The sequence below is a fragment of the Burkholderia sp. LA-2-3-30-S1-D2 genome, assembly GCF_001523915.2.
GTDB lineage: Bacteria > Pseudomonadota > Gammaproteobacteria > Burkholderiales > Burkholderiaceae > Burkholderia > Burkholderia diffusa.
In genome coordinates, this window is record NZ_CP013385.1 from 139,384 (window position 1) to 151,437 (window position 12,054).

The 12,054-nt window shown below is 66.3% G+C and carries 6 protein-coding genes and 2 pseudogenes; 3 read left to right on the top strand and 5 right to left on the bottom strand.

Features of this window, described 5'->3' with window-relative positions; translation table 11 throughout:
- Window positions 1-10: 10 nt before the first annotated feature.
- The 3 genes from WS66_RS29625 to WS66_RS33865 form a co-directional block, all read right to left on the bottom strand.
- Window positions 11-2,356, bottom strand: a complete 2,346-nt coding sequence (locus tag WS66_RS29625) for a sensor histidine kinase (protein ID WP_059599159.1) — start codon at window positions 2,354-2,356, stop codon at window positions 11-13.
- A complete protein-coding gene (locus tag WS66_RS29630; RefSeq protein WP_059599158.1) occupies window positions 2,349-3,182 on the bottom strand; it encodes a response regulator transcription factor in 834 nt (277 codons plus the stop codon). The genes WS66_RS29625 and WS66_RS29630 overlap by 8 nt, the downstream gene beginning before the upstream one ends.
- A gap of 344 nt (window positions 3,183-3,526) precedes the next feature.
- Entirely contained in the window at window positions 3,527-3,847 is a 321-nt protein-coding gene (locus WS66_RS33865) for a hypothetical protein (protein WP_159086600.1), read from the bottom strand.
- Window positions 3,848-4,652: 805 nt separating this feature from the next.
- Here WS66_RS33865 and WS66_RS29635 point away from each other — a divergent pair.
- The 3 genes and pseudogenes from WS66_RS29635 to WS66_RS29645 all read left to right on the top strand — a co-directional run.
- Window positions 4,653-9,263 (top strand): YadA-like family protein, encoded by a 4,611-nt coding sequence (locus WS66_RS29635; protein WP_108064774.1) that lies wholly within the window; start codon window positions 4,653-4,655, stop codon window positions 9,261-9,263.
- A gap of 122 nt (window positions 9,264-9,385) precedes the next feature.
- The gene (locus tag WS66_RS29640) at window positions 9,386-10,048 is read left to right on the top strand and encodes an OmpA family protein (RefSeq protein WP_059605282.1); all 663 of its coding nucleotides are present in this window, start codon (window positions 9,386-9,388) and stop codon (window positions 10,046-10,048) included.
- Window positions 10,049-10,303: 255 nt separating this feature from the next.
- Window positions 10,304-10,756 (top strand): annotated as a pseudogene (locus WS66_RS29645) (ATP-binding cassette domain-containing protein); the annotation flags it as partial.
- Here the strand turns inward: WS66_RS29645 and WS66_RS29650 are convergent.
- Together WS66_RS29650 and WS66_RS29655 are read right to left on the bottom strand one after the other, a co-directional pair.
- Window positions 10,752-11,342, bottom strand: a pseudogene (locus WS66_RS29650) (autotransporter-associated beta strand repeat-containing protein); the annotation flags it as partial. The pseudogenes WS66_RS29645 and WS66_RS29650 overlap by 5 nt on opposite strands.
- Window positions 11,343-11,454: 112 nt before the next feature.
- Window positions 11,455-11,805, bottom strand: coding sequence for a hypothetical protein (locus tag WS66_RS29655; protein WP_059605267.1), 351 nt, complete (start codon window positions 11,803-11,805; stop codon window positions 11,455-11,457).
- Window positions 11,806-12,054: the final 249 nt, after the last annotated feature.

Sequence of the window (12,054 nt, forward strand, 5' to 3'; positions counted from 1 at the left end):
CATTGCCGCGCTACCGGGTCGGCCCGGCCGTATCCGTCTCGGCGTCGAACGATGTCTCCGCGATACGCGCGCGTTTCAGCGAGCCGGCGAGCTTCTCGATCGCATGCAGATCGAGTGCGTCGAGGTGCTCGCGTGTCGCCTGCGCGAAGGCCGCATGGTCCGGCTCGTCCGCAAACCGGCCGAGCCATTCCTCGATATCGGTGAGCCGGCCCTCGCCGGCGAGCCGGATCAGTTCGTCGAGCGTATCGTCGGACGGGCCGCGCAGGACGGGGGCGGCGGTCTCGGGTCCGGCATCGCTCGCCGGCCGAAACCGCCGGACGAGCCACGACACCGGCACGAGCGCGTGCCCGACGGCCGGCGCGACGACCGGGAACGAGAACGACGTGCCGACGCCGGGCCGGCTGGTAACGGCCAGCTCGCCGCCCATCGCGCCGACGATACGCTGTGCGATGAACAGCCCGAGCCCCGTGCCGCCGTTCACGGCCTGGACCTGCTGGTACGCGCGGAAGATGTCGCGCGTCCCGGCGATGTCGATTCCGATCCCCGTATCGGCGACCTCGAACACGAGGCGCCATGCAGCGCCTTCCCGCGACGCGCGAACCGACAGCGTGACCGTGCCGTCGCGCGTGAACTTCGATGCGTTGGACAGCAGGTTGAGCAGCACCTGCTGTAGCCGGATGCCGTCGATCGACAGCTTGCGCGGCAGCGGCGTCAGCGGCCGATAGTCGAACCGGTTGCCCTGTTGCGAACACAGCGCGACCGCATAGTCGCCGATATCGTTCAGCAGGCCGGGCAGGTCGGTCACGTCGGGGGAAATGCCGAGCGGCTGCAGTTCGGCCTTCGTGAAGGTGAGCAATTCGTCGATCAGCGCGAGCTGGTAGCGGATGCTGCGGTCGATCGACCGGATCAGCCGCGCCTGGCTGCGCGTCGCGCTTTGCAGCAGCAGCTTCGCGTAGCCGTTGATCGTGGACAGTGGCGCGCGCAGGTCGTGACTGACATAGCCGAGCGTCTCGATCTTCTGCTGCATGTGCGTTCTCGCCTGCTGCAGCGCGTCGTTGAGCGCGACCGTGCGTTTCGCCACTTCATCGCGCAGGCGATCCTGTTCGGTGAGTTGCCAGTGCTCGAGCCGCTTGCGCGCGTCGGTGCGCTGGCGGCCCACGTGGTCGATCCATGCGGCCAGCACCAGCAGATGCGTGGCGAGCCCGATGATCGCGATGACGGGGTTCGGATAGAGGTCGGATTTCAGCCAGAACAGCCAGGCCGGCATCGCGTTCACACCGTCGAGCATCCGGAGCAGGATGTTGAAGGAGGCGAACGTGACTGCGATCAGCATCACGCGGCTCGTCGGCGTGCGGCGGATCACGAGCATCAGCGCGAGGCTGATGTTCACGATCCCCATCGCCGTGTTCAGCCGCAGGCAGAACCACGTGAACGTCAGCAGGTCGCCGAACGCCGCGCCGGCCATGCCGACGCATTCGAGCGCGAGGAACGCAACGTAGACCGCGCGCATCGGCATGCCGGCCTTCTCGCGGTGCGCGACCATCAGGATGAAGACGATGAAGCACGCGACCGACAGATACGCGAAGATCACCTCGCCGCGCGCCGACCACGCGTAGGCGCCGGGCCACAGATACATCGCGGTATAGCCGCGGTACGTCGCTTCGAACAGCGTCGTGCCCAGGGCCAGCACCGCCAGCACGACGAACATGCCGCTACGCGAAAAGAAACCGATCAGCAGTGCACACCATACGAGTGCGAGCAGCCCGCCGAAGAAGCCGAAGTTCCACATTGCGGCGTGAAGTTCCTGCGCGTCCCACGCGTCGCGGGTGAACGCGGCCGGCGCGAGCCGCATTTCCTTGCGCGACGTGACGCGGATCAGCACGGGCAGCCGTTCGCCCGCGCGCAGCGTCATGTCGAGCACCGGATATCGGGAAGCCGCACGATTCGCGTTGCCGTTATCCGCCGGGAATCGGGCGGCGAGCGTCCACGCGCCGCCGCGATCGACATAAAAGTCTGCTTGGTCGACGCGTGCGTCGCGAATCGCGAGCACCAGCGCGCGCTCGACGCTGTCGCGATTGGCCAGCGTTGCGCCTACCCACCACGCCGAGCGGGAAAACTCGATGTTGAAAGACGGTTGCGCTGCCGCGGGCGCGCCGCGTGCCGAACCTTCGAGCCGCGCGGCCACCTCGCCGACGGACATCGCCGCGCCCGGATCCTCGACGATCGACACCGCTTCCATGCGCGCGGTCTGGCCGGATGGTTCCGTCGCGTCGGCGCGGGGCGCCGTGCACGCGGCCACCAGCGCCACCAGGAGCGGCAGGACGGCGAGCCAGCCGGACGCGCGGTGCCTATGCATCGCGCTGGTGTTCATGCGACGGCGGCGGCGCGTCGACCGTCGGTCGCTGGCGCCGCCATTCGGACGGCGTGATGCCGAAGCGTTCGCGAAACGCCGTGGCGAAATTGCCTGGTGTCGAAAAGCCGATCTCCTCGGCGATGTCGCCGATCCCCATCGACGTCTCCGCGAGAAAGTGCTTCGCCGCGCGCAGTCGCGTATCGCGCAGATATTCGAACACGGTCTGGCCAAGGTGATCGCGGAACACGCGAGACAGGCGCTTTTCGTGCGTGCCGACCTGCCGAGCGAGTTCGTCGAGCGCCGGCGGATTGTGCAGTTCGCGCAGCAGGATCTCGCTCGCCGCGCGCACCAGTGCGGCGTCGGGGTGATCGGGCAGTTCGGGCAGGTGCGCAAACGGCTGGCTGCGCCGCGTGCGCTTCAGGTGATTGCGGATTCGGGCGATCACCTCGGCCGGTTCGAACGGTTTCACGATGTAGTCGAGCGCGCCGGTTTCGAGCCCGGCGATCCGATCCTCGAGATCGCCCGCGGCGGTCAGGATGATGACGGGAATGTTCTGCGTCGATGACGTGGACCCCAGCAGCCGGCATGCGGCGAAACCGTCCATGCGCGGCATCCGCACATCCATCAGGATCAGGTCGGGTGCGATGGCCTGCGCGCGGTGATAGGCCTGCAGGCCGTCGAATGCGACGCTGATCCGGCACCGCGCGGCGCGCAGGATTTCCGTCAGGAGCCGCAGGTCGTTCGGGCGGTCGTCTACGACGAGAATGTGTGCGCCAACGAGATCCGGCGTGGCGCGGGGCGACGCCGAACTGGACGAGCGGGATGACATGGTTGCTAAAGCTTAGGGGTAGGCCGGGGCGGACTCGCTGCATCTGTGTGCGCGATTGTTGCGAAAAATTATATGCCGACAAAGATGCCGGCGGTGGGGATTCCGTCCACCGCGTGTGGGCATGTTTGACAGCGCGACGGTCTGTCGTGATCGCCGCAGCCGGGGGCGGAAAATCGGGTGGAAAAAAATTCCGATTTAGATATTAAATACGGGATTTTATTACCGATTGAATGGCATGAGCATCGAATTGGCCCAGTAGATGAATTGGTGCTCTTTCTGTCGAGAAGATGGCCGGAGTGGTGGTGGATCGAGTTCATCAATTCATAGTCTCCGTGATTAAGGTTTTATTTGTGGTTGATTAAAAATACTTTCACATATATCCGTTTGGCTGCATCGGATCGTATGAATGTAAATAACGTCCGCTCCAGAAAACAATTTGTCCGCTGCGGAAAAGGTTTGATCCAAGGAAGCCCTGCACACTTGGCGGGACGCGGCTGGAATCGGTTCTTCGGCATGACCCGGTTTTGCGCGAAATTTTCTGCTACTGCCGTTTTTCCGGGAATGCTGCATTCAATGTGACATTGAATGCTGGCAAATCCCATTTTTCGGGACGACGGCGGTGCAACGAAGGTCGGCACGAGGGCAATGCGGGCTTCATCGCTCATCGAATGCACCGATATGAAAAATGATCGATGAATCATGAGGCAGATGCGAGTTTGGCACATCAGGCGACAAAAAATCGTCAAAGAAAGTCAGTAAGTTAATTCAGTGCAGGGGTCATCCGGCAGTCATCTTCAATTCCGGAAATCCGGAATCGAAGATGCGCGCCAGGATGGAAAGAGTGAGTGGGTTCGCGTCGATCGCCGGGCGGTTCGATCCTCCGGGAGGCGGTTGCGCGAAACCCACTCTCGAATCAGGCGGGCACGAAAAAACATGAACATCAAAAGCATGGCAGATCAAAGCACCGGTTCTCGCGAACTGTTGTCGGCTGTCAGCGGCCGCGGGCCGGCGGCGCATGTATCTGCTCAGGGGGCCACGTGGGGGCATCCTCCCCCCGAATGACACTGCGCGGGCCGCGCGCCGATTCGGTGCGGCATCCGTCCATCCGGCGTCTGAACGACGCCCTCTCATGAGATTCGAGGTCGCCTGAGGTTCGGCGCGACGGCGTGCGCACGCGTTCTTTCGCGGTGTGGCGCGCCGCGCGCCGCCCCGGTCCAGTGGCCCGGTTTCCGTGATTCGATAAACCGCGAGCGTTGTCGTGCCTCGTGTCGTCCGGACACGGGCCGCGTGCGGTCGCGTGCTCGCGACGTCTGTCGCGTGTGTCGTGCAGAGCCATCCGGCTTTGAAGTTAGAAGTCCGAAGTAGGTTGCGGCGCGTCGCGAGGCGGGTGAAAACGGAGGCGGAGACAGTCTTCGCCCGGCCGCGTTCGCTGTTGCGTCATCCAGCACATGTGAACCGAGGGAAAACAAGATGAACAAGTCGTTCAAGTCGATCTGGAACGAAGCACTGGGCGCCTGGGTCGCGGCGTCGGAGTTCGACCGCGCGCGCGGCAAGCGGGTTGCGTCGTCGCGAAGCGCGTGCACGCATGCGGCGGACGCTGGTTCCGACGCGGGCATCGCCACGCCGCCGGCGCTGTCGCCCAGACGACTCGTCGTGATGATGGCGGCCGCGTATCTCGGGCTGTTCCAGGCCGGCGCGCATGCGCAATATTCGGCGGGTGGCGGCTCCGCGACCGGCGGCGCAAGTTCGACCGCGATCGGCAACGGTTCCGTCGCGTCGCAGGTGAATGCCACCGCCTACGGTAACCTGTCGACGGCGGCGGGCCAGTCGTCCACGGCGATTGGCCCCGGCGCGCGTGCGATGGCCGATGGCGGGACGGCCATCGGCATCAATTCGCAGGCGACCGGCTTCAACAGCGCGGCGCTGGGCGTGCAGGCGATCAGCAGCGGCGCTTTCGCGATTGCCGTCGGTAATCTCTCGAGTGCGACCCAAAGCGGCGCGGTGGCGATGGGCAGCGGCGCGGCCGCGACCGGCGTTTCGGCCGTCGGGCTCGGCAACAATGCGCTGGCGTCCGGCCAGTATGCGGCCGCGCTCGGTCTCGGGGCGAGCGCGGTCGGGACGCAAAGCGTCTCGCTCGGCTATGCGTCGAACGCAACCAATACCGGCTCGGTGGCGCTCGGCAACCAGTCGACGAGTTCGGGCGCGGCCGGTGTTGCGGTGGGCAGTGGCGCGCTGGCTTCCGGAAATTCAGGTGTGGCGATGGGCGTCAACAGCGGCGCGAAGGGCACCACGTCGATCGCGATCGGCTGGGGCGGCACCGCTGGCGTGCCCGGTTCGGGCACGCAGTCGCTCGGCTCCAGTTCGATCGCGATGGGCTCGAATACGACGGCCAGCGCCAACAATGCGATTGCGTTCGGTGTGAACACCGTTGGATCGGGCGTCAGTTCGATCGCGATGGGTGTTCAATCGAGCGCGACGCAGCAGTTCGGCCTTGCGTTCGGCAATCTCGCGCTCGCCACCGGCGTAGGGGGAACCGCCCTGGGCGCCAGCGCGACGGCATCGCAGACCAACGCATTCGCAGCAGGAACCTCGAGCACTGCGACCGGCCTCAACGCGATCGCCCTGGGCGCGCAGGCAACGTCCGCCGCGACGAACACGGTCGCCTTGGGGGCTGCGTCGTCGGCGACCGACGACGGCAGTGTCGCCATCGGCGCTTCGTCGAACGCCGGCAACAACACTGGCACGCCGACCTATCGCGCTACGGCGGTCGGTACCGGCAGCCAGGCGACAGGGCAGTTCTCGTCTGCATTCGGCGCGACCGCGGCCGCGACCGGCATCGCCGCCGTGGCGATCGGCGATGCCGCCAATGCGTCGGCCGCCAACGCGATCGCCATGGGCAGCAGCGCCGTCGCCGATTCGGGCGACGCCGTGGCGATCGGCACGGGCGCCACCGCCACGGGCGGCACGGCGGTTTCCATCGGCGTGGGCAACACCGCCGTCGGCAACGGTGCAGTAGCGATCGGCGATCCGAGTTACGCCAGCGGTACGGGGGCTTTCACGGGCGGCGCGAACAACATTGCCAATAGCGACGGCACCGCATCTGCGACCGTCTCCAATCAAGCCAATGGCGCGGTGGCGATCGGCAACAACAATAAGGCGATCGGTCAGGGCAGCGTCGCGCTGGGCAACGGTTCGACAGCGGGCGCGGCGGGAATGGCCGGCAATATCGCGTTGGGTGACGGCGCGACGGCGGCAACCAGCGCCGGCGACGTCGCGCTCGGCTCCGGGTCGGTGACGGCTGCGCCGAATCCGACCTCGACCGGCACCATCGGCGGCGTCACGTATACGTTCAACGGCGTCAATCCGACCAGCGTCGTCAGCGTCGGCGCGGCGGGCCACGAGCGCCAGATCACCAACGTCGCTGCGGGGCGGATCAGTTCGTCGAGCACGGATGCGATCAACGGCTCGCAGCTCGATGCGACGAACCAGGCGGTGACGTCGCTGTCGACGTCGACGCTGTCCAGCATCACGTCGTTGTCCACGTCGACGTCGACGGGGATCGGCTCGTTGTCCACCGGCCTGAGCTCGACGAACAGCGCGGTGACATCGCTGTCGACGTCCACGTCCACCGGCCTGTCGTCGGCCAATAGCGCGATCATGTCGCTGTCCACGTCGACGTCGACGGGGATCGGCTCGTTGTCTACCGGGCTGAGCTCGACGAACAGCGCGGTGACATCGCTGTCGACGTCCACGTCCACCGGCCTGTCGTCGGCCAATAGCGCGATCACGTCGTTGTCCACGTCGACGTCGACGGGGATCGGCTCGTTGTCCACCGGCCTGAGCTCGACGAACAGCGCGGTGACATCGCTGTCGACGTCCACGTCCACCGGCCTGTCGTCGGCCAATAGCGCGATCACGTCGTTGTCCACGTCGACGTCGACGGGGATCAGCTCGCTGTCTACCGGCCTGAGTTCGACGAACAGCGCGGTGACATCGCTGTCGACGTCCACGTCCACCGGCCTGTCGTCGGCCAATAGCGCGATCATGTCGCTGTCCACGTCGACGTCGACGGGGATCGGCTCGTTGTCCACGGGCCTGAGCACGACGAACAGCAACGTCACGTCGCTGTCGACCGCCACGTCGACCAGCATCGGTTCGCTGTCCACCGGCCTCAGCTCGACGACCAGTGCGATTTCGTCACTGTCGACGTCGACCTCGACGACCGTCGGCTCGCTGTCCACCGGGCTGTCGAGCACGAACAGCAGCCTGACGTCGTTGTCCACCGCGACGTCGACGGGCATCGGCTCGCTGTCCACGGGCCTCAGCTCGATCGCGAACAACAATACCAACCTCGGCAACAGCACGGCTGGCGCGCTCGGCGGCGGCGCGACCTACAACCCGACGACCGGGGCGATCTCGGCGCCGTCCTACGTGACCTACAACAGCGACGGCTCGACGACGGTCAACAACAACGTCGGCTCGGCGATCGACAACATCAACGCGAACGGCATCAAGTATTTCCACGCGAACTCGACCGCACCGGACAGCCAGGCGCTCGGCGTCGACAGCGTGGCGATCGGGCCGAATGCGATCTCGCGGGTGGACGGCGGCATCGCGCTCGGCTCGGGTTCGGTGTCCGATCGTCCGATCGTGCAGTCGTCCGGGTTCCTGCGCAACGGCAGCGTGTCGATTCCGTTCGATACGACCGACGAGAAGCTGCTCGGCGCGGTGTCGCTCGGCGATGCGACGGGCAAGTCCTATCGCCAGATCACCAATGTCGCGGACGGCACGGGGCAACACGATGCAGTAACGGTGCGGCAGCTGACCGGCGCGTTGCAGTCGTTCGCGGTCACGCCCCAGAAGTACTTCCACGCGAATTCGACTGCGGCGGATTCGCTCGCGGTCGGCGCGGAATCGGTCGCGGTGGGGCCGACGACGGTCGTGAACGGCGACAACGGCGTGGGCATCGGCAACGGCGCGATCGTCGACCAGACGGCTCCCGGTGGCATCGCGATCGGGCAGGCCGCGAGTTCCGCGCAAGCCGACGCGATCGCGCTCGGCAGCGGCGCGACGGCGACCGGCGCACAGTCCGTCGCGCAGGGCGCCAATGCGGTCGCGGTCAGCGTGGGCAGCGTCGCGCTCGGTTCCGGCGCGCGCAGCACCGCGACCGATGCGCTCGCGCTCGGGGCCGGCGCGTCGTCGACGTTCGCGAACAGCGTCGCGCTCGGCGCGGGTTCGCTGACGACGGTCGGCGCACTGACGAACTACATCGCGTACGGCCTGACCAGCCCGCAATCGTCGGTAGGCGAAGTGAACGTCGGCAACCGGCAGATCACCGGCCTTGCGGCAGGCAAGAACGGCACGGACGCGGTGAACGTGTCGCAGCTCGACTCGGTCGCGAATCAGCTGACGACGCTGATCGACCAGCGCACGGCGAACGGCTCGTATTCGACGAATCCGACCGGCACGAAGATCGATCCGGTGACGGTCGGCTCGAATTCGTCGGCGGGCGGCTCGGGCTCGGTGGCATCGGGCTCGAACAGCACGGCGGTCGGCAACGCGTCGACGGCGTCCGGCAACGGCTCGACCGCGCTTGGTGTCGGCGCGACCTCGTCGGGCAACAACTCGGCTGCGATCGGCGCCGGCAGCAATGACGGCGGCCGGTCGAACGTGGTCGCGGTCGGCTCGGCGGATTCGCCGCGGCAGGTCGCCAACGTTGCGGCGGGCACGCAGGGCACCGACGCGGTGAACGTCAATCAGCTGAATGCCGTGTCGAACCAGTTCACGCAGTCGCTGAACACGGTCAACAACCAACTCACACAAATGCAGCAGCAGATCCAGCAGACCGACTCGATGGCGCGCGAGGGGATCGCCGCAACGGCCGCGATGGCGTCGATCCCGCACATGGACCGCGATTCGAACTTCGCGATGGGGGTCGGTACGGCGACGTTCCAGGGCCAGAAGGCCATGGCGGTCGGCATGCAGGCGCGCATCACGGAGAACCTGAAGGCGACGCTGAACGGCGGTTTCGCCGGCAGCCAGCGCGTCGTCGGCGCCGGCATGTTGTATCAGTGGAAGTGATCGAGCGCGCATCGGTTCGCTCCGGCACGCGCTGCCGGAGCGAATCACACGGAACGCATGCGAATGCGGCTGCGCCGAGCGCATCGCATTCGCTGCGCCCATGGCATTTTCGGAGTTATCAAGTGAAAAAACACCATCTTGCATTGCTGGCATCCGTCGTTTCCCTGGCCGCGTGTTCGAGCGCATCGGGGCCGACGTACAACGCATACGAACTGCAGCCGCGCGACGGCGTTAGGACCTTCCGCGTCGACTGCCACGGCATCCTGTCGAGCGAGAAGACCTGCATGAAAGTCGCGACGCGCATGTGCGGCAGCGGCGCCGTGCGCACGATCGATTCCACGGCGCCGTACCGCGAAGGCGCGGACCCGCGCTCGCTCGTGTTCCAGTGCGGCGCTCCCGCCGCGTCGGGCCCGGCAGCCGCACCGGCCGCGCCCGTGGCCGCCGAGAAAGTCAGCCTGACGGGCGATGCGTACTTCGCGACCGACTCCGCCACGCTGACGCCCACCGCGCAGGCCGCGCTCGACACGTTGCTGAATCGTCAGGGCGACAAGCAATTCTCGCGGGTGGACGTGGCCGGCTATACCGACTCGACCGGCTCGGATACACACAATCTGTCGCTGTCGCGGCGTCGCGCCGAGGCCGTCGCATCGTATTTGCGCGAACATGGGCTGAAGGCGGATTCGTTTGCGGCGACCGGGCGAGGCGAAGCCGATCCGGCGGCGTCAAACGATACCGCGGAAGGGCGGGCGCGCAACCGCCGCGTGGAAATCCTGCTGCAGAAGTAGCCGGGGGCGACATGGCGATCACACGCGCGGCCGTCGAAACCGGACGGCCCGCGTGTCGCTCCGCGCGTTGCCGGCCTGCCCGGTGGCGGGGTGGCGATCCCGTCATGGAAAACTGTATGAATATGCAGCAGAGTATCCGTCGAACCGGAGCCGCCCGGGCATGACCCGTGCGGCACGTGCGCCGCGCGTGCGGGCATCCGCCGCAGCGTTTCGGCACCGTGAATTCCGGCTAACTCATCCAGACGGGCAGGCAAATTGTCATCCAGCAATCTGATCCGCATTCGCGGAGCACGTCAATACAACCTCAAGAACCTCGATCTCGACCTGCGCACCGGCGAAATGACGGTCGTCACCGGCCCGTCGGGCTCCGGCAAGTCGAGCCTCGTGTTCGACACGCCGGAAGCGGAAAACGTACTCGCCGAGCCGCAGGTGTGGCGTTTCTCCACCGGGCTGCACGACCCTGACAGCGACCTGCGCTACGCGGAGCCGCAGGCGGCGCTGTTCTCGTTCAACTCGGCCTACGGCGCATGCGAGACCTGCCGCGGCTTCGGGCGCGTGATCGGCGTCGATCTCGGCCTCGTGATCCCCGACGCGCGCAAGACGCTGCGCGGCGGCGCGATCAAGCCGATGCAGACGCCCGCCTGGAAGGAGTGCCAGGACGACCTGATGCGCTACGCGGCGAAGGCGGACATCCGCCGCGACACGCCGCCGACAGCGTGATCGACGCGTCCGTCGCCGTGTAGACGGGCGTTGCCTTGAACCCGTCGACCGTCACCGTCGAGAACTGCGCGGATCCGGCCGCGCCGTCGATCAGTGCGATGGTGTCGCCGGCTTTGGGCGTGTAGCCGTTCACGAACTTCACGTGCAGCGTGCCGCCCGCGACGGTGAACGAGCCGCCCACGCGCAGGCGTCCGCCGCCGTTGCCGTCGATGTCGATGTCGATGTCGAGTTCGAGCGTCGTGTTGTCGAGCTGCGTATAGCGGGCGGCGATCGTCACGGGCGCGCTGGCCGCGATCCGGATGCCGCCGCCGGAGCCGACGTACACGTCGCCGTTGCCGAACGCCGTCGGGGACGCGGCGGCGAGCGTGCCGCCGCCGACCTGCGTGCCGCCCGTATAGGTGTTGTTGCCGGCCAGCGTCAGCGTGCCGCTGCCTTGCATCGTGAGCTTGCCGGTACCCGCGATGTCGTTGCGCCACAGGTCGGCGTTGCGGCCGCCCTTCGACGCATCCATCGCGACGGTCACGTTGCCGTTGAACGCGCCGTAGCCGTCGTCGGCGGCGAACACGGTTCTGCGTGCCGGTGTCCCCGCGCGTCACGACGGCCTGCGATCGCGGCGACCACGGCAATTGCGCGTGACCGTTCTCGATCAGCCTGTTCCAGCCGTCAAGCCAGGGCGACGCGGCGGCCTATATCTTGCGCGCGATCCGGTCGAAATCGGCTTGCGTATGCAGCAAGCCCGGATGCGCGAACGCTTCATGCGTCGCGACGGTGGCGGTATCGGTCGCAACGCGTGCGAGTGCCCGGTTACCCGCCGCGGCAGTTGCGATACCGCCGGCGTTCCCGGTCGATTCCGTGCTGCCGCACGCCGACAGCGCGAGCGCGCCGATGCTGTAAAGAAAGGTGCGCCGGGAAATGCCTGCACCGGATCCGGGCCGAAATTGCCTGTCGTTGATGGTTGAGTCGTTCGTTGGCGAGACCCGCTCGCGGGCACCCGCGGGCGAGCGGGGCGACGCCTCGCCGGGTGGAATCTTGAGCACCGTGGAAATCAGTCATCGCATGATGATGCGGAGCGTAACGGAAGCATCACTGCGACGAAATAAAAAGTTGTCACGAAACAACTTGTCGATCCGATAGCGATTGTCACGAATCGATTGATTAGCATGCTATTGAAATTGAAATAAATGGTGATTGACGTGCTTGCGAGATATTATCGTCGCCGGCCTGCGCGAAGGACACGCTTCATGTGTGTCGACCGATATTGGATCGTTTTTTCTCGCGTTGTCATA